We start from the raw sequence: 19624 nt of genomic DNA, 5'->3' as shown, positions 1-19624 counted from the left end.
CATGCACCAAGACACTGCCACCGTGACCGAACTGGTCACCGCCATGCGCAGCGGCGCATTGAATCTGGACGCCGTGCTGGCCGCGCTGGGCAAACGCGCGGCCGTGCCGGATGCCGAATACCGCGACGGCGTGGCAACGCTGTCGCACTTGCAGCGCCAGCAGCTGCTGGACGATGTCACCGTGACCACCTTGATGCATCGGTTGGATGCATTGCGCAATCGCACACCGCCGGCACCCTCGCCAACCGCTGCACCCGCCGCGCCGCCGGGCGACGACGACGCCACCGTGGTGATGCCGCGCCGCCCCATCGCACCCATCGAAGACGACATCACCCGCGTGCAACCGGCGCAGCCGCTGCCCGGCGAGGTGCCCAGCCTCACCAGCCTGGGCCTGGGCACCCAGACCGGCGTGGGCACGCACACCGGGACCGGCACCGCAGGCACCGCCAGCCTGTCCAGTTGGCAGCACCTGGCCGAGGCGGCCGGCGGCGACCATGCCAGCGTCGGCAGCTTGCTCAAGGGGCGGTTCTTGCTGGAACGCGAGCTCGGGCGCGGCGGCATGGGCGTGGTGTATCTGGCGCGCGACGAACGCAAGGTGGAAGCACGCGACCGCGACCCGTGGCTGGCAGTGAAAGTGCTCAGCGATGAGTTCCGCCGCCATCCCGATGCGCTGGTCGCGTTGCAACGCGAGGCGCGCCGCTCGCAAAAATTGGCGCACGACAACATCGTGCGGGTGTACGACTTCGACAAGGATCGCACCCTGGTCTTCATGACCATGGAGTACATCGACGGCAGCGACCTGAAAACGTTGATCCGCGAGCAGGCCTACCACGGCATGCCGCTCAAGCAGGCGTGGCCGCTGATCGATGGCATGGGCCGGGCGCTGATCCGCGCGCATGCCGCCGGCGTGGTGCACTCGGACTTCAAGCCCGGCAACGTCATGGTCACCCGCGACGGCGTGGCCAAGGTGTTCGACTTCGGCATCGCACGCGCCGGCAAACACGCCGCCGATGTGTCCGGCGAACAGACCGTCTTCGATGCCGCCACGCTCGGCGCGTTGACCCCGGCCTACGCCAGCCTGGAAATGATCCGCGGGCAGGCACCCACACCGGCCGACGATCTGTACGCGCTGGGTTGCGTGTATTTCGAACTGCTCACCGGCAAGCACCCGTTCGACAAACTCAGCGCCGAAGTGGCGCTGCGCGATGGCCGCCGTCCGCCGCCGGTGCCCGGCCTGACCCGGCGCCAGTACGCCGCGCTGTGCGCGGCGGTGGCGTTCCCGGCCATGCATCGCTTGAAGCGCGTGGATCAGTTGCTCGATGGCCTGCGCCAGGTGCCGCTGCGCGAACGCGCGTTGCCCATGCTTGGCTACGGCGCCACCGCGCTGGCGGTGCTCGGCGTGGGCGGGTGGGGCGCGTCGCGTTACCTGCATCAGCGCCATCTGGATGAGGTGATCGCACGTTTCGGTGCGCAGGACCCCCAGCAGTACCGCAACGAAAGCCAGGCCATGCAGGCGCTGTCCAGCCTCAGCGCGGACGACCGCCGGCGCGTGCTGATGGACCGCAGCGACCTGATCGAGGATTTCCTGCTGCGTCGGTTGGACGCGTTATGGAATCCGGCCAACGGCCGCGACGATTACCGCGGCGCATTGCAGGTCTTCGCGCTGCGCGACCGGCTGCGGCTGTATTCACCGTCGCTGGATGCGCGCCGCCAGGCCATCGAACGCGAAAAGAACGAACGCCTCAATGCGCTGGACACCACGCTCAATCGTCAACTCGACGCCGGCCTGTTGTTCCGCAATCAACCCGACAATGCGCTGGCCACGCTCGACCAGGTGCGCCGCATCGACCCTGACAGCAGTCTGTTGCGCCATTCCGCGCTGGAAGTGCGCCTGGACGCGGCCATCGCCGAGGCGGTCGCTGCCGGCCAACTCACCACCGCGCGTACTGAAGTGGAACAGGCACGCGCAGCATTCCCGGAGTCGTTGCGGCTGCAGTTGCGCAGCGCCGAGGTCGGCGTGGCCGAGCAGCAAGCCACACGCACACCGGTGGCCGCCGCGCCGCGCGATGCCGACAGCGCACGCAAGGCGCTGGCGGCCGACCTGGCAAACCCCGGTACCGACCCTGCCTGGCGCGCGCGCATCGACGCCGAACTGGCCGCACTGCCGGCCGCCGAGCGCAGCAGCCAGGGCACGGCACTGGCCGAGGCCATCAGCGCGGCGGTCTCCGTACAAAGCGATCCCGCGCAGCTGGCCGGCGCGCAGGCGCTGGTGGATTTCGGCCTGGGCCTGGTACCGCAATCGGCAAGCTTGCTCGCCCAGCGCACCCGGTTGCAGACGCTGGAGCAACAGCTCGAACACGCGCTGGCACGCGAAAGCACCGAGGCAGAACTGGCCGGGCGGATCGAATCGCTGCGCCGCGCCGCCGCCGCCAACGATCTGGGCAAGACCGGCGATGCGCTGGCGCGGATCCGCACGCTGCAACCCACCCATCCGTTGCTGCGTAGCGAAGGCCCGCAATTGCTGTCGCAGGTGTATCGCAACAACGCCGGCGATGCGTTCGCACAGGGGCGCTATGCGCAGGCCGCCGACCTGCTGGCGCAAGGCGTGCAGACGCTGGGCCAGCGCCCCGAACTCCGCAGCGCGCGCACCCGTTATGCCGTGGTGGCCGCCGTGATGACGGCCGCCACGCTGCCGGCCAGCGAGCGTCAGCAACTCGCCCAGCGCCTGCAGGAGCTGTACCGCAGCGACGCCACCGCATTGACGCAGCTGGAAACGCAGATGAAGGCCGCCGGGCAGCTGCCCGAAGGTTCGCTCTCCGCACGCCTGCAACGCGCACCGGTGGGTGATGCGCCCGCATCGGACAGCGTGCCGGCCGGCAATACGACCGATGCAACCGCACCCACCTCAACAACCAAACCGCCGCGCAGCACATCCACTGCCAAGCCCGGCACCGCCGCCACCGGCACCGTGCGCAGCGCCACGGCGGCTGCCGCAGTGCCCGCCAGCGCGGACGACGACGCCAGCCTGCCACCGGTGCCGACCGGCCCGGACCCGTGCGGCGGCGCCGGCCTGCCCGGACGTGGCGCGGCCTGTTTCGACACGCTGGGCGACACCCGCGGCCCGATGCTGGTGGTGGTGCCGGGCATCGACGGCGGCAAGCCGTATGCGCTGTCGCGCGGCGAGGTGGCGGTGGCCGACTTCAACCTGTTCTGCCAGGCCACCGGCCGCTGCACGGCGCAGGCCGCCAGCACGCCCGAACTGGCGCGCGCACCGGTGCGCAACATCAGCCTGACCCAGGCCCGCGCCTACCTGCGCTGGCTGACCATCGGCAGCGGCGGCTGGCGCTACCGCCTGCCCAGCGATGCCGAATGGCTGCATGCCGCGCAGGCCGGCGCCAACTGGCGCCAGGCCGAGGACAGCAACTGCGTGCCGCCCACTGCCAGCGCCGCCGAGGCCGTGCGGGCCCCGGTGTCCGCACGCGGGCGCGATGCCAACCCGTGGGGGCTGATCAACCTCACCGGCAATGTGTGGGAATGGGTCTCCAGCGGCGCCGGCGTGCAGGCGCGCGGCGGCAGCTTCGCCAGTTACTGGTCCGATTGCACCGTGCAGGCCAGCCGCGCCGACAACGGCTCGGCGCAGCCGGACGTCGGCTTTCGCGTATTGCGGGAGGTGCCATGAGCGGCAGCACGCAGCACCCGGCCAATGCCCAGCTGCATGCGCTGGCGCAGGTGCATCAGCTCGGCCAGATCGACCGCGTGCAGTACCGCGCCCGTCGGCGCAATGTGCTGGACGCCGCCCGCCAAGCGCAGGGCGCGACCTTGCGCAACCCGCAGTTGCGGCCGCTCGACGACCGCTCCAGCCCGCCGCTGCAGCGTGAGCGCTTCAGCCAATATCGCAAGCGGGCGACGGCAATTGTCGTAACGGTGACTGCCGTCGCACTAATGTTGCTAATATTCCATAAATGTACGCCAGGGTTCGACCGGCGTTCAGTCAGGGGCGAGCGCAACCACGCCGATTTCCATGCAGGCATGCACCCCGACGCATGCACCGCACGGCACGTCGGGCATGCGCGACAACGGAAGTTTTCGGGGGTAAGTGACGTATGCGTATGACGTGTCTGGCCGCGGCGGTGTCCGCGTGCCTGTGGCTGGCCGCACCTGCGTGGGCGCAGGACCCCGGCGCCGCCGATGTTGCGCCCGCAGGCGGCGCCGCATTGCCGGCAATGAAGGACCGCGGCGATACCGCAGCCACCTTGCCGGTGCGCGGATTCCGCGTGCGTGATGTGGGCAGCTACCCCGACGCCGGCATCGACCCGGCGCGCATCCAGGCCGTGGCCGATGCCGCCTTCGCTGCACTGGCGCAGGGCCAGCCAGTGGTGGCGCTGCGCTTCGACCAGCTGCAGGCGGTGGCCGACACTGTCACCCGCGCCTATCGCGAAGCCGGCTTCATCGTCAGCACCGCCTACCTGCCGGCGCAGACGCCCGGCCCGGAGCAGCTGATCGAGATCCGCGTGCTCGAAGGGCGCATCGGCCAGGTCACCGTGCAAGGCGCTGCGCGCTATCGCGGCAACACCTTGTCGGCGCCGCTGCGCCAGTTGCAGGGCCGCCCGCTGCGCAAGCAGGACGTGGACACCGCCCTGTTGTATGCGCGCGATCTGCCCGGCGTGTCGCTGTCCTCAGTGCTGCAACCGGGCCAGAACGCCGGCGAAACCGACGTGGTGCTGGTTGCCAGCGAAGCCGCTCGCCCGTACGTGATCAGCCTGGGCGGCAACAACTACGGCACCGAACTCACCGGCCGCTATCGCGCGCAGGCCGGCATCACCTGGAACAGCCCGCTCGGGCTGGGCGATGTGTTCGCTGCCAACTACGCCTATTCGCTGTCGCCGCGGCAGAGCCAGATCGGCGCGTTGTCGTATGCGTTGCCGGTGGGGCAGGTGTCCGGCCTGAGCGCGGTGGTTGGCGCCAGCCGCAGCGAGCTGGAAGTCCGCAACGGCGTGTTCGCCAGGCTTGGGCTCAGGGGCCCGACCTCGGTGGTGTATGCCGGTGCCGACTGGAAATTCATCAATCACGATCTGCTGCAGCTGCAAGGCTCGGCGCGGTATCTGCGGGAAAAATCGCGGCTGGAAGCGGCCGGTCTGAACCTGTCCGACCAATCCTTCGACGTGGCCGAACTCGGCGCCTCGCTGCGCCGCACCGACCTGCGCTGGCGCGGGGTGGATCTGCTGCAGCTCAGCGTGCGCCAGGCCGTGCGCGATGGCTCGGCCGACCCGGATCTGGTCACCCCCGACCGCGACAGCCATTTCACCCTGGCGCGGCTGTCCTACACGCGCCTGCAATATCTCACCCGCACCCAACGCCTGTATTTCAAGTTCAGCGGCCAATACAGCGACGACACGCTGGCCCCGCTGGAACAGTTCGCCGTCGGCGGGCCGGACAGCGTGCGCGCGTATCCGGTGTCCGATGCACTGGGCGACCGTGGTTACTACACCGCGCTGGAATATCACGTCGATGCGCCGGGCTTTGCCGATGCCGCCTCGCCGTTTAACGGCCGCCCGTGGCGCGAATTGCTGGAGCTGGACGTGTTCGCCGATCACGCCCGCGTGTATGCGGCCAGCGGCGTGGCCGCGCCGGCGACCTTCGACGCCGCCGGTGTGGGCTTCACCTTTCGTTTGCCGCAGTACGCCAATTTCGAATGGCGCCTCACCGCCGCCCTGCCGACCGGGAGCCGCAACGCCTCCGATGGTCGCGACGACGCCCGCATCTACACGCGTTTCGGCTTCACTTTTTAAGGGATCTGCGCATGCACGCCAACCACACCGCCGCGACCGCTGCAGCCCACTCTTTCCGTTCGTTGCCGCCCCGCGCGCCACTGGCGCTTGCGCTGGCAGCCGCGCTCACGCTCAGCGCACCGGTCGCCGCGCAGGTCACCAGCACACAGCTGCCGACCGGGGGCAGCATTGCCGGTGGCTTGGGCACCATCCAGGCGCCCAGTGGCGCCACCCAGGTGATCACGCAGACCTCGAACCGGATGGCGCTGACCTGGTCGTCCTTCGACATCGGCTCGGCGGCGACGGTGCGCTTCGATCAGCCCTCCACGAACGCAGCGGTGCTCAACCTGATCGGCGGCAGCTCGGCCAGCCAGATCTTCGGCAACCTCAGTTCCAACGGGCAGGTGTTCCTGATCAACAGCCGCGGCGTGCTGTTCGGCAACACCGCACAAGTCAATGTCGGCGGACTGGTAGCCAGCAGCCTGGGCACCACGGCGGCCGATTTCATGAACGAGAACGACGCACTGGATGCCGGCGGCGCCACGGCACGGGTGTCCAACAGCGGCACTATCACCGCGGCGGCAGGCTCGGTGAATCTGATCGGTGGTCAGGTGGTCAACGACGGCACCATCACCGCCACCGCGGGGAATATCACGCTGGCAGGCGCGGACCGTGCCACGCTCAGTTTCGAGTCCGGCGGGTTCGGTGTCGTCATCACCCGCGCGCTGCAATCGCAGCTCGCAACGCTGGCAGTGCAGAACACCGGCAGCCTGATTGCACCCGGCAACACCATCAGCCTGCAGGCAAGCGCCGCCAGTGGGGTGTTCAATCAGTTGATCAACAACAGCGGCATCATCAGCGCCGCCTCGCTGTCGTCGGCTGGCTCCGACGGCAATGTCTCGTTGATCGCCAATGGCGCCACCGGCACCTCCATCGGTGGCAGCGGCAGCATCAATGTCGATACCGGCTCGATCGGCTATAGCGCCGGCGCGGGCGGCATTGAACAGACCGGCGTCCTGACCGCCGGTGATCTCGGTGCCACGGCCGGCGGGAATTTGCTGCTCACCGGCAGCAACCAGATCGCCGGTATCCGCGCCACGGTGGGCGGCAACCTCAGCGTGACCAATGCACGCAGCCTCGGCCAGACCGACGCACTCGACGTGGACGGAACCAGCACCTTCGCGCTGGGCAGCAACGCTCTCACGCTGGACAATGCCGGCAACGACTTCACCGGCGCGGTGAACATCACCGCCGGTGCCACCCGCATCGACGACGGCAATGCGCTGACGTTGGGAGCGCTGTCCACCAGCGACCTCACCGCCAACAGTCGCGGCGCATTGCATCTGGGCAGCGGCAGGGTGGGCGGCACGCTGGCGGCCACCAGTAACAATGGCGCGATCAGCCAGTCGGCCGTGAGTGGGCTCACCGTGACCGGCACCAGCAATCTGCAGGCCGGCACTGGCGGCATCACGCTGGCCACCGGAAGCAACGACTTCCAACAGACGGTCACGCTGACTGGCGGCGCCACCAGCATCGCAGACAGCAATGCGCTGACGCTGGGCACGCTGTCCACCGGCAACCTCACCGTCAGCAGCAACGGCGACTTGAATCTCGGGCGCGGCACGGTCGGCGGTGTCTTGACTGCCACCAGCAGCGGCGGGTCCATCACCCAGACCGACGTGTTGAACGTCACCGGCACCGGCACCATCAACGCCGGTGGCGGCGCGATCGCACTGGGCAATGACAGCAACAACTTCAGCGGTGCACTGACGCTCACCGGCAGTGGCATCACCGTGCACGATCGCGACAACCTGAGCGTGGCCGCGCTGACCAGCGGCGCCGACAGCGCCGTGGACCTGTTTTCCAACGCCACGCTGCAGTTGTCGGGCTTTGCCATCGATACCGGGACCGCATCGCTGCGGCTGGCCTCCAACGGCGGTGCGCTGAGCACGGCCGGCAGCGTGCGCGGCGGCAGCGTCAGCCTGCGCGCCCGCGATGGCATCACCATCGCGCACGATGTCACCGCGGACGCGTTGAACATGACCACCGGCAATGCCGCGGTCAACCAGACCGCGGGCAGCGTGGTGGTGGCTACCACCACCACCGCCAACACGGGTTCCGGTGCGGTCACCCTGACCGGGGCGGGCAACAATTTTTCCGGGGTGTTCAATCTCTCCGCCGGCAACGTGCAACTCAACGACGTCGACGGGATGTCGCTGGGAACAGTGAACAGCGGGGCGCTGACCGTCAACAGCAACGGCGCCTTGAGCCTCGGCAGAGGGACCATCAACGGCGCATTGACCGCCAACAGCGGCGGTGGGGCAATCAGCCAGACCAATGCACTGACCGTCACCGGGGCCAGCACGCTGAATGCCGGCAGCGGCACCATCATGTTGGACAGCGCCGGCAACGATTTCCAGGCGGCTGTCAGCCTCACCGGCAATGGCATCACCCTGCGCGATGCCAATGCCCTGAGCTTGGCCGCGCTGACCACGACCGGCAACGGTGCCACCCAGGTGCTGGCCGGCGGAACACTCACCCTGCCCACCCAGGTGATCGACACCGGCACCGGTGACCTCAGCCTGACGTCGCTCGGCGGTGCGCTGACCACCGCAGGCACGCTGACAGGCAACAATGTGGCGCTGCGCGCCAGCGGCGCCCTGAACCTGGCGCACGCGATCCAGGCACGCGGCACGCTCGGGCTGACCAGCGACACGGCAGCGATCACCCAGACCGCCGGTTTGCTCGATGTCACCGGGGCCACAACCGCCACGGCGGCGGCAGGCGCCGGTGCGATCACCTTGAACGGCACCAACAACGATTTCCAGGGCGCGCTGTCGCTCACCGGCGGCACGGTGCTGGTCAACGACCGCAACGCGCTCAGCCTCGGCAGCCTCGGCACCAGCGCACTCACCGTCGCCAGCCACGGCAACCTGGACCTGGGGCAGGGAACCATCGGCGGCAGCCTGACCGCTTCCAGCAACGGCGGCACGATCGGGCAAAGCGGCGCACTGACGCTGACCGGTGCGGCGACGCTGGACGCGGGCAGCGGCGCCATCGCGTTGAGCAACAGCGACAACGATTTCCAGGACGCGCTGGCGCTGACCGGCACCGGCATCTCGGTGCGCGACCGCAACGCGCTACGCATCGGCGCCCTGAGCGCCGGAGCCGGCGGCGATGTCACCCTCACCGCCGGTGGCGGACTGTCGCTGCCCGCGCAGGCGATCAACATCGGCAGCGGCAATCTGAGCCTGACCGCCGAGGGCGGGCTGCTCGGCACCAGCGGCGCGCTGAGCGCCAACCAGATCCGTCTGCGCGGTGGCAGCGGGTTGAACCTGGCGCATGACATCACCGCCGCCGACAGCCTGACCCTGACCACCAACAACGCAGCCATTACCCAGACCGCTGGTGCGGTCACCGCCGGCGCGCTTGCCACGGTCGATGCCGGTACCGGCGCCATTGCGCTGGCCGGCAGCGGCAACGACTTCATGGCGCAACTGGCATTGACCGGCAGCGGCATCACCGTCTACGACAGCAACGACCTGTCCATCGCCTCGCTGAGCAGCGGCAGCAACAGCCCGGTCACGCTGACCGCAGGCCGCGCGCTCAGCCTGCCGGTTCAGACCATCGACACCGGCAGCGCGGATCTGCGCCTGAGTGCAGAGAGCGGCAGCTTGCTGACCAACGGCGCGCTGCGCGGTCGCAATGTCAGCCTCAACGCAGGCGCCGGCATGGCGCTGCGGCACGACATCACTGCCAATGGCGCCCTGCAGCTGAGCACCGCTGACGGCATCGTCGAACAGCTCGCCGGCACGCTGGATGTGGACGGCACGACCGACATCGACGCCGGGGCCGGCAACGTGACCCTGCAGAGCCCATCCAATGTCTTCACCGGCGTGCTGTCGGTCACGGGCGGCGCGGTGCAGATCAGCGCCCTGGATGCGTTGACCTTCGGCACTTTTACCATCACCACGCTCTCCGCCCGCAGCGGCGGCGCCCTGAACCTGGGGCAAGGCACCACCGTTGGCACGCTGCTCGCCCGCAGCAGCGGCGGCGGCATCACCCAGGCCGGCGCAATGACCGTCGGTGGCGCATCCACCGTGGATGCCGGCAGCGGTGCCATCACGTTGAACAATGCCACCAACGATTTCCAGGGGGCCGTCGGCCTGACAGGCAACGGCATCACCGTCACCGACCGCAACACGCTGTCGGTGTCGTCGATCGCCGGCAATACCAGCGGCGATATCGCGTTGACCGCCCAGACGCTCAACCTGCCGGCATCGGCAATCTCTGCCGGCACCGGCACCCTTAGCCTGACCGCCACCGGCAGCGCCTTCAGCACGGGCGGTACGCTCAGCGGCGGCAATGTCGTGCTCGATGCACGCGATGGTTTGACGTTGGCGCATGACATCACCGCCGGCAACTTGACCTTGCGCACCACCAATACCGCAATCAATCAAACCGCAGGCCAACTTGTGGTTGGCGGTATCACCGATGCAAACGCCGGCAGCGCTGCCATTGCACTGACCGGCAACAACGACTTCCAGACCACGGTGACGCTGACCGGCGGCGCTGTGCAGCTCAACGATCGCAACGCACTGACACTGGGGACGCACAACACCGGCCCACTCACGGTCACCAGTAACGGCGCCTTGAGCCTGGGCCAAGGCACCGTCAACGGCCCGCTGATCGCCAACAGCACCAACGGCACTATCGGCCAGACCGGCGCGCTGACCATCAACGGCACCAGCACGCTCAACGCCGGTAATGGTGCAATCACGCTGAATAACGCCAACAACGATTTCCAGGGCGCGGTCGGCCTGGCCGGTAATGGCATCACCGTTACCGACCGCAACACCTTGTCGGTGTCATCGATCGCCGGTAATACCGGTGGCGATATCGCGTTGACCGCGCAAACGCTCAACCTGCCGGCATCGGCGATTTCGGCCGGCACCGGCACGCTCAGCCTGACCGCCACCGGCAGCGCCTTCAGCACGGGCGGCACGCTCAGCGGCGGCAATGTCGTGCTCGATGCACGCGACGGGCTGACGCTGGCGCACGACATCAACGCGGGCAACTTGACCCTGCGCACTACCAACGCCGCGATCAACCAAACCGCCGGCCAACTCACGGTTGGCGGTACCACCGAGGCAAACGCCGGCACCGCTGCCATCGCATTGGCCGGCAACAACGACTTCCAGAATGCAGTGACGCTGACCGGCGGCGCGGTACAACTCAATGATCGCAACGCGCTGACACTGGGGACGCACAACACCGGCGCACTTACGGTCACCAGCAACGGCGCATTGGATCTGGGCCAGGGCACCGTCAACGGCGCACTGGTCGCCAGCAGCGCCAGCGACGGCATCGTCCAGACCGGCGCACTCAACATCACCGGCACCAGCACGCTCAACGCCGGCAGCAGCGCAATCACGCTGAACGACGCCAACAACGATTTTGCCGGTGCAGTGACTGCGGCAGGCTCCGGCATCGTGCTAGTGGACCGCAACGACCTGCAGATCGCTTCCTTGCAGAGCGGTGGCAACGCCTCGGTCTCGCTGGATGCCGGCGGCGCCCTGCAGCTGCCAACCAGTGCGATCGATGTCGGTACCGGCGCGCTGAGCCTCACTGCGCGCGGCGGTACGCTGACCACCACGCATGCTTTGCGCGGCGGCGATGTGCAGCTCAGCGGTGCCAACGGGATTGCATTGGGCGATGACGTCATCGCCAGCGGAACGCTGAGCCTGCGCAGCACCAACGCTGCCATCACGCAGAATGCGGGCGCATTGCAAGTCGCTGGTAACAGCGTGGTGGATGCCGGCAGCGGCGCGATCACGCTGGATGCGGCGGGCAACGATTTCCAGGGGCTGCTGGCGTTAACCGGCGGCGCCACGCGGGTGCGCGATACCAATGCACTCACCCTGGATGCACTCGACACCGGCGCATTGAGTGTCGCAAGCAACGGTGCATTGAACCTAGGCTTTGGCCTGGTCAATGGCGATCTGGATGCCGCCAGCAACGGCGGTGCGGTGACGCAGACCGGTGCGCTGACCGTGACCGGTGCCACCCGCATCAACAGCGCCGGCGCGACCATCGCGCTGGCCGATGCCGGCAACGATTTCCAGTCGGCCCTGAGCCTGAGCGGTGGCGATACCCGTGTGCGCGATCGCAACGGGCTGACGCTGGGCACGCTGGACGTGGGTGCGCTGGACGTCGCCAGCGGCGCCGGCCTGAACCTGGGTCAGGGCCGTATCGGCGGCACGCTGGCGGCGCGCAGCGGCACCGGCGCGGCCGGCAGCACCGGCCGGCTGACCGCGCAGGCGGTGGTGCGGCCAGCCGCAACCGGCGCCGACATCACCCAGCAGGGCGCGTTGACCATCGTCGGCGACAGCGTGCTCGACGCCGGCACCGGGGCCATTGTGCTCACCGATGTCGGCAACGATTTCCAGGGCAGCGTGCAGGCCAGTGGCGGCAGCATCGCCCTGGCCGATCGCAACGACCTGGCTGCCGCCGCGCAATCCAGCGGTGCGGTGAACCTGCAGGCGGGCGGCCAGCTATCCAGCAATGGCGCGATCACCGGCAGCACCGTGACTTTGGGCAGCGGCGGCGCCATGCAGCTCGCACACGACATCGCCAGTGTCGGCACACTCAACCTGCGTAGCGGCGGTGCGATCACCCAGCGTGCCGGCAGCCTGCGCGCAGCGCAACTCAGCGGCAGCGCCACCGGTGCGGCCACGCTGACCAACGCCGGCAATGCCATCGGCACGCTAGCCGATTTCAGCGCGCAAGGGCTGGACGTGTTCAGCGCCACCACGCTGCAGGTCAATGGGCGCGTGGATGGCGGCACCCTGCTGCGGCTGGGCAGCGGCGGGGCGCTGTTGCTGGATGGACAGCTCAACGGCGCAACCACCTGGCTGCAGGCCGTTGCCGGCATCCGCCAGCGCGCCGGCAGCACGCTCACCGCCAACCTGCTCCGTGGCAGTGCCGGTGGCCCGGTGTTGTTGGGAGATGCCGCCACCTTCATCGACAACCGCGTGGTGCGGCTGGGCGACTTCACCGCCAGCAATGGTTTCAGCCTGACCAACGCCGGCGACCTCACGCTGGTGCTGTCCGACGGCAGCATCTACAGCGTGGACGCCGGCAATAGCGCCCTGTTCCTGTCGGTGCGTGGCGATCTGTTGCAGGAAGGGCGCGCCACGCTGCGCAATGGCACCGGCAGCTTCTCCGCGACCGGGCGCATCGGTACCCAGCAGGATCCGATCTACCTGATCGGCACCGGCACCCAGACGATCGGCGCGGTGGGCGCACCACCGGCCTACTTCAACGCCACCACCGCCGACGGCGGCCTGCTGAACCTGAGCGGCGGCTCCAGCTTCAACGTGCCGGCCTCCGCGTTTGCTGGCCGCGCGCAAAGTTCGGCCAGCCGCACCATCGCCTTCGTGGATCTGTCCGCCAGCGGTACGCCGTACCGCGCCTTCGGTCTGGTACGTCCCGGCCTGCGCCTGCCCGACGATCAGCAGCCGGCCTGCGATGCTGGCGACCCGGACGCGGTCTGCACGCCCCAATGATCGCCTTGCCGCCGCCTCACCGCGGCGGCTTCTTCGACGGAGCCCCTGCCATGCACGACGACACCACCCTGCAGACCCTGCTCGCTCCGGTCAGCGACGACGCGCCGGCCGGCCCGGACCTGGAATACGACCCGGACTTCCTGCGCCTGGAACGCGACTCGGCCATCCGCGCCGAGCGCAGCCTGGGCGACAGCGTCATCGCCGCCGAAGAACCCGACTGGGACAAGGTGCAGACGCTCGCATTGGAACTCAGTCGGCGTAGCCGCGACCTGCGCATCGCCGGCAAACTGGGTGCGGCCTGGCTGCGCCTGCGCGGCCTGCCGGGCTGGGCCGACACCCTGGCGCTGATCCATGGTCTGCTGGAGCAGCACTGGGACAGCGTGCACCCGCAGCTGGACGCCGACGACGACAACGACCCGACCTCGCGGATCAATGCCCTGGTCGGTCTCAGCGACCCGATGGGTCTGCTCGGCGCGCTGCGTACCACGCCATTCGTGCAATCGCCGCGGTTGGGCCGCTTCAGCCTGCGCGACCTGCGCGTGGCCAACGGCAGCATCAAACTGCCCGAGGGCCAGACCGGCCCCAGCCTGGCCGAGATCGAAGCCTGCTGCCTGGACTGCACGCCGGACACGCTGGCTGCCTCCGCCCAGTCCATCGCCGAGGCGCTGCTGCAGGCGCGCGCGATCGATGCGTTGCTGAGCGAACGTGTTGGCACTGCTGCCCCGGACCTGCGCCCGCTGCTGACCGACCTGCGCGATCTGGAGCGTTTCGTGCTGCCGCACTGGCAGGCGCGGCAGGGCACCACGGCGGTCGCCGAAGATGGCGAGCAAGCTGCCGGAGAAGATCACGCCACCACGCCAACCACTGCCATGCGCCGTACCGGCGAGATCGCCGGCCCGGACGATGTGAAGCGACGGCTGGAAGAGATCTGCGCCTATTACGCCCGGCACGAACCATCCAGCCCGGTGCCGATGCTGCTGCGCCGCGCGCAACGTCTGGTCGGCTGCGATTTCCTGGCGCTGATGAAGGAACTGGCCCCGGCCGGCATCGACGACCTGCAACGCGTCACCGGCCCGCTGGAAGACAGCTGAGCCGCGTATGCGGCCGACCACGTGGGGCAGCCAACCAGCCAGTGCGCCGGACCAGCCGCAGCAAGCCGGGCCATAGGCTCAGCAATCTGCAAGAAGTGAAGCAGCGCGCCCGCCATAGGTGAGGAGCGTGGGGAATGCACCCACGCGTCTCATCACAACAATGCAGGACCGGTGGCGCACGACGCAGATGTGCCGAGCGCTGTTGCCCTGGCCAGAACAGGCCATCTCTCCAAGCATCGCCACACCGCCCCCAACCCGTACCGAACCGGTGATCGGCAACGCAAAGCCACGAAGCGTTTCAACCCTCCGACGTTTGCCGACCAATCCCCAATCCCACCTCCCGAATCACCAGCGATACAGCTGCCAATACACCTTGTTGACCTTGTCCTTCTCGGCATCGGTATGCCCGTCGTGGTCGCGGTCGTACAGAAAGTAGGGCGCACCGCGGGCAGGCGTCACGCGCACCATTTCCAGCTGGCCGTTGACGCGATATTCGTCGACCTTGTCGCCATTGCCCATGGTCTTGCTGGTGACATCGGCACCGGCAGGGATCCCGTCGCCGGCAGCGCCGCCGGAGGTGGTGGCACAGCCGCCGAGCAGCAGCAGCGGCAACAGCAAAAGACGTGCTCTCTTCATTGTCGTCATCCGTTTAGGTCGTCGGCCAGTATGCGCTGGCGCGGTGTGGCGTGAGCGTGCAGCGTAGAATTGGGCCATGAGCAGATTAGTCCTGATCGACGGGTCCAGTTACCTGTATCGCGCGTTCCACGCGCTTCCGCCGCTGACCAATGCCCAGGGCGAGCCCACCGGCGCGCTGTTCGGCGTGGTCAACATGCTGCGCGCCACCTTGAAGGAACGCCCCGCGTACGTGGCGTTCGTGGTGGATGCGCCCGGCAAGACATTTCGTGATGACTTGTATGCCGACTACAAGGCCAACCGCCCGTCGATGCCGGATGACCTGCGCGCGCAGGTGCAGCCGATGTGCGACATCGTGCATGCGCTGGGCATCGACATCCTGCGCATCGACGGCGTGGAAGCGGACGATGTGATCGGCACGCTGGCGCTGCAGGCCGCCAGCGATGGCTTGAGCGTCACCATCTCCACCGGCGACAAGGACTTCGCGCAGCTGGTGCGTCCGGGCATCGAACTGGTCAACACCATGAGCGGCAGCCGCATGGATTCGGACGCGGCGGTAATCGCCAAGTTCGGCGTGCGGCCCAACCAGATCGTGGACCTGCTGGCGCTGATGGGCGATGCCATCGACAACGTGCCCGGCGTGGAAAAGTGCGGCCCCAAGACCGCCGCCAAATGGCTGGCCGAATACGACTCGCTCGACGGCGTGATCGCCAACGCCGACAAGATCAAGGGCAAGATCGGCGAGAACCTGCGCGCCGCCCTGCCACGCCTGCCGCTCAACCGTGAGTTGGTCACCATCAAGACTGACGTAGTGCTGGCCAGTGGCCCGCGTGCGCTGGACCTGCGCGACCCCAATGCCGAAGCGCTGGCCGTGCTGTACGCCCGCTATGGTTTCAGCCAGGCCCTGCGCGAGCTGGGCGGCGCCGCGGCTGCCGGCGTGCAGACCGACGCCATGGCGGTGGCCCGCACCGAACCCGGTCGCGCCCGCGGTACCGGGTTCGTCTCCGGCCCGGCCAGCGCGCCGGTGGAGCTGGACCCGGCCCTGGCCGCGCCCGGCCAGTACGAGACCATCCTCACCCAGGCGCAGCTGGACAACTGGATCGTCCGCCTGCGCGCGGCCGGCCAGTTCGCCTTCGATACCGAAACCGACAGCCTGGACCCGCTGCAGGCCAACCTGATCGGCCTCAGCGTGGCCGCCGAACCCGGCCAAGCGGCGTACCTGCCGTTCGGCCACGACTTCCCCGGCGCGCCGGCCCAGCTCGATCGCACCCAGGCACTGGCCCAGCTGGCACCGCTGCTCACCGACCCTGCGCTGCGCAAGCTCGGCCAGCACGGCAAGTACGACCTGCACGTGATGCGCCGCCATGGCGTCGAGCTGGCCGGCTATGCCGACGACACCTTGCTGGAGAGCTTCGTGCTCAATTCCGGCAGCGCCCGCCACGACATGGACAGCCTGGCCAAGCGCTATCTAGGCTACGACACCGTCAAATACGAAGACGTCTGCGGCAAGGGGGCCAAGCAGATCAAGTTCGCGCAGGTCAGCCTGGAAGACGCCACCCGCTACGCCGCCGAAGATGCCGACATCACCTTGCGTTTGCATCAGGTGCTCGGCCCCAAGCTGTCCGCCGAACCAGGGCTGGAGCGCGTCTACCGCGACATCGAGATGCCGCTGGTGGAAGTGCTTGCCCGCATCGAAGCCAACGGCGTGTGCGTGGACGCGGCCGAACTGCGCCGCCAGAGCGCGGACCTGTCCAAGCGCATGCTCGCTGCCCAGCAGAAGGCCACCGAGCTGGCCGGGCGCACCTTCAACCTGGACTCGCCCAAGCAGCTGCAGGCGCTGCTGTTCGACGAGCTCAAGCTACCCGCCGTGGTCAAGACACCCAAGGGCCAGCCCTCGACCAACGAAGAGGCGCTGGAAGCCATCGCCGACCAGCACGAGCTGCCGCGGGTGATCCTGGAATACCGCGGCCTGACCAAGCTACGCAGCACCTACACCGACAAGCTGCCGGAGATGATCCACCCGCAATCCGGGCGCGTGCACACCAGCTACCACCAGGCCGGCGCGGCCACCGGGCGGCTGTCCTCGTCCGATCCCAACCTGCAGAACATCCCGATCCGCACCGAAGACGGCCGCCGCATCCGCCGCGCCTTCGTCGCTCCGCCCGGGCGCAAGCTGATTGCCTGCGACTACTCGCAGATCGAGCTGCGCATCATGGCCCACCTGTCCGGCGACCCCGGGCTGGTGAGCGCGTTCGAGTCCGGCGCGGACGTGCACCGCGCCACCGCCGCCGAAGTGTTCGGCCGCACCATCGACACCGTCAGCGGCGACGAGCGCCGCGCCGCCAAGGCGATCAACTTCGGCCTGATGTACGGCATGAGCGCGTTCGGCTTGGCCCGCCAGCTGGGCATCGGCCGTGGCGAAGCACAGGACTACATCGCGCTGTACTTCAGCCGTTACCCGGGCGTGCGCGACTTCATGGAAACCACCCGCCAGCAGGCGCGCGACAAGGGCTACGTGGAAACCGTGTTCGGCCGCCGGCTGTATCTGGACTTCATCAATGCCGGCAGCCAGGGCCAGCGCGCCGGCGCCGAGCGCGCGGCCATCAACGCGCCGATGCAGGGCACTGCCGCCGACATCATCAAGCGCGCGATGGTCAGCGTGGATGGCTGGATCGCCGAGCACGCGCAGCGCGCCCTGATGATCCTGCAGGTGCACGACGAACTGGTGTTCGAAGCCGACATCGATTTCGTCGATACGCTGCTGAGCGAAGTCACCGCACGCATGGCGACGGCGGCGCAATTACGCGTGCCGCTGGTGGTGGATTCGGGCGTGGGCGATAACTGGGACGAGGCGCACTGACGCAGCGAATCGCGCTGATATGCTGAATGCGCAGACCAGCCATAAGCTGGTCAAACATAATGCGGATTCATCAAGATCGAAGGAATGAATAACCGTTAAATTATACATTTTTTTAACAGTTATCTTCACGATCCATCAATGTGGAAAATGGTGTTATATCCCTCGACGGGCGCAACGCCTGTCGGCAGATCTCTCCCATCCCCTGGAGCAGATCTCGGAGCGGAAACTCCTCCCCAAGTTTCCGTTCCCTGGCCCCGCCGACCTCCCCCTGGTCTGCGGGGCTTTTTTATTTCCGGCATTGAGAATAGCAATGATGGTGCTGCAGCGAAGCATTAGTCGATGCGTTTGCAGCTGAGATCACAAATTTAAATAGGGATAATTAACTCACTCAATCAACACAGCGTTTCATTTCCGCGATGCGGCTTTTAGCGTGAGCGAATCTGAACGCGTGAATACGCGTGAATACGCGTGCATGAGCCAATGAATAAAGGCGCTGACCCTAATCCTCACAGGGAAAAGATTTCAGCGCCTTGGGCCGCACGGTGTGGGGCAGTCAGCCCAGCCAATCGCGCGGTACCAGATAGTCCAGCAATCGTGCCTCGGCGCTGCCGGGTTCGGCGCTGTAGCCGTATTCCCAACGCACCCGTGGAGGCAGGCTCATCAGGATGCTCTCGGCGCGCCCGCCGCTCTGCAGCCCGAACAGGGTGCCGCGGTCGTAGACCAGGTTGAACTCTACGTAGCGCCCGCGGCGGTACAACTGGAATTCGCGCTCGCGCTCGCCAAACGGCTCGTCCTTGCGGCGCTGTACGAGCGGCATGTAGGCATCCAGGAAGCCATTGCCCACCGCCTGCTGGTAGGCAAAATCGCGCTCGAAGTCCTGGCCCAGGTCGTCGAAGAACAGCCCGCCGACGCCGCGAGTTTCGTTGCGGTGGCGCAGGAAGAAGTACTCGTCGCACCAGCGCTTGTGGGCGGCATAGCGCTCCTCGCCGAACGGCGCGCACAGCGCCTGAGCGGTGCGGTGCCAGTGCTGCACGTCTTCATCCATCGGATAGAACGGCGTCAGATCGAAGCCGCCGCCAAACCACGCAGCCACCACCTCGCCATCGCGTTCGGCACGGAAGTAACGCACGTTCATATGCGTGGTCGGCACGTGCGGATTGTTCGGGTGAAACACCAGCGACACGCCGCAAGCGCGCCAGGTGGCGCCCGCCAGTTCGGGGCGGTGCGCGCTGGCCGACGGCGGCAGGCGGGTGCCGGACACATCCGAAAAACCGATGCCGGCCTGTTCGAAGACAGCGCCGTCGCGCAGGATGCGGGTGCGCCCACCACCGCCTTCCTCACGCTGCCAGAGATCCTCGGAGAACCGCGCTCGCCCATCGGCGGCTTCCACAGCGGCGCAGATACGGTCCTGCAGGTCGGTCAGATAATCGCGTACACGGTCGAATTCGTTCATGGCCCAATTCTAAGCCGTGCATTGCACGCGGTGCGTCCCCCACCAGCGCGCCAGTTTGTCGCAGTGCGACGCGGAAAGGTGGCAAGGTGCCGCGGCGGTTAGCGTCTAAGATCAGTCGAGTTGGTCTGTGTGTGAAGTTTCAGCGCAGCAACCACGAAACCGCACGACGCGATGGTTTCGTTCTTCAACAAAACCAGCGACAAACGGTCTGGTGCGGTTCTCGCCGCTTGCGGGACCGTGTGGCGGCATGG

8 protein-coding genes are annotated in these 19624 nt (G+C 67.7%); 6 read left to right on the top strand and 2 right to left on the bottom strand.

Going from position 1 to position 19624, the window contains the following annotated elements:
• The first annotated feature begins 1 nt into the window (after nucleotide 1).
• From BJD12_RS11275 to tssA, 5 genes are read left to right on the top strand one after another with little or no spacing between them, the layout of a single operon-like run.
• A complete protein-coding gene (locus BJD12_RS11275; protein ID WP_074059376.1) occupies nucleotides 2-3679 on the top strand; it encodes a bifunctional serine/threonine-protein kinase/formylglycine-generating enzyme family protein in 3678 nt (1225 codons plus the stop codon).
• Nucleotides 3676-4113, top strand: coding sequence for a hypothetical protein (locus BJD12_RS11270; RefSeq protein ID WP_005995020.1), 438 nt, complete (start codon nucleotides 3676-3678; stop codon nucleotides 4111-4113). The genes BJD12_RS11275 and BJD12_RS11270 overlap by 4 nt, the downstream gene beginning before the upstream one ends.
• Nucleotides 4110-5789 carry a ShlB/FhaC/HecB family hemolysin secretion/activation protein gene (locus BJD12_RS11265; protein ID WP_005995018.1) on the top strand — a complete coding sequence of 560 codons (1680 nt, stop codon included), beginning with the start codon at nucleotides 4110-4112 and terminating at the stop codon, nucleotides 5787-5789. Before BJD12_RS11270 ends, BJD12_RS11265 begins: the two co-directional genes overlap by 4 nt.
• Before the next feature lie 11 nt (nucleotides 5790-5800).
• Nucleotides 5801-13336 (top strand): two-partner secretion domain-containing protein, encoded by a 7536-nt coding sequence (locus BJD12_RS11260; RefSeq protein WP_058564104.1) that lies wholly within the window; start codon nucleotides 5801-5803, stop codon nucleotides 13334-13336.
• Between the two features lie 50 nt (nucleotides 13337-13386).
• Entirely contained in the window at nucleotides 13387-14427 is a 1041-nt protein-coding gene (gene tssA / locus BJD12_RS11255) for a type VI secretion system protein TssA (RefSeq protein WP_039423155.1), read from the top strand.
• Nucleotides 14428-14772: 345 nt separating this feature from the next.
• Here the strand turns inward: tssA and BJD12_RS11250 are convergent, their stop codons facing one another.
• Nucleotides 14773-15063 carry a DUF2782 domain-containing protein gene (locus BJD12_RS11250; RefSeq protein ID WP_039423115.1) on the bottom strand — a complete coding sequence of 97 codons (291 nt, stop codon included), beginning with the start codon at nucleotides 15061-15063 and terminating at the stop codon, nucleotides 14773-14775.
• Between the two features lie 76 nt (nucleotides 15064-15139).
• Between BJD12_RS11250 and polA the strand changes: the two genes are divergently transcribed.
• On the top strand, nucleotides 15140-17920 hold the full coding sequence (gene polA / locus BJD12_RS11245) for a DNA polymerase I (RefSeq protein WP_005995280.1): 2781 nt from the start codon (nucleotides 15140-15142) through the stop codon (nucleotides 17918-17920).
• 553 nt (nucleotides 17921-18473) lie between these two features.
• Here polA and hemF read toward each other — a convergent pair.
• Entirely contained in the window at nucleotides 18474-19373 is a 900-nt protein-coding gene (gene hemF, locus BJD12_RS11240) for an oxygen-dependent coproporphyrinogen oxidase (protein ID WP_005995282.1), read from the bottom strand.
• Nucleotides 19374-19624 lie beyond the last annotated feature (251 nt).

It is taken from the genome of Xanthomonas vesicatoria ATCC 35937, assembly GCF_001908725.1.
Lineage (GTDB): Bacteria > Pseudomonadota > Gammaproteobacteria > Xanthomonadales > Xanthomonadaceae > Xanthomonas > Xanthomonas vesicatoria.
Note: the sequence above shows the minus strand (reverse complement) of the source record. Positions and strands in the feature narration are given on the sequence as shown.

What these genes read in the sequence shown, in the direction of transcription:
- hemF (WP_005995282.1), bottom strand. Translation starts at nt 19,373, where the DNA reads ATGAACGAATTCGACCGTGTACGCGATTATCTGACCGACCTGCAGGAC.
- BJD12_RS11265 (WP_005995018.1), top strand. Translation starts at nt 4,110, where the DNA reads ATGACGTGTCTGGCCGCGGCGGTGTCCGCGTGCCTGTGGCTGGCCGCA.
- BJD12_RS11260 (WP_058564104.1), top strand. Translation starts at nt 5,801, where the DNA reads ATGCACGCCAACCACACCGCCGCGACCGCTGCAGCCCACTCTTTCCGT.
- BJD12_RS11270 (WP_005995020.1), top strand. Translation starts at nt 3,676, where the DNA reads ATGAGCGGCAGCACGCAGCACCCGGCCAATGCCCAGCTGCATGCGCTG.
- BJD12_RS11250 (WP_039423115.1), bottom strand. Translation starts at nt 15,063, where the DNA reads ATGAAGAGAGCACGTCTTTTGCTGTTGCCGCTGCTGCTGCTCGGCGGC.
- polA (WP_005995280.1), top strand. Translation starts at nt 15,140, where the DNA reads ATGAGCAGATTAGTCCTGATCGACGGGTCCAGTTACCTGTATCGCGCG.
- tssA (WP_039423155.1), top strand. Translation starts at nt 13,387, where the DNA reads ATGCACGACGACACCACCCTGCAGACCCTGCTCGCTCCGGTCAGCGAC.
- BJD12_RS11275 (WP_074059376.1), top strand. Translation starts at nt 2, where the DNA reads ATGCACCAAGACACTGCCACCGTGACCGAACTGGTCACCGCCATGCGC.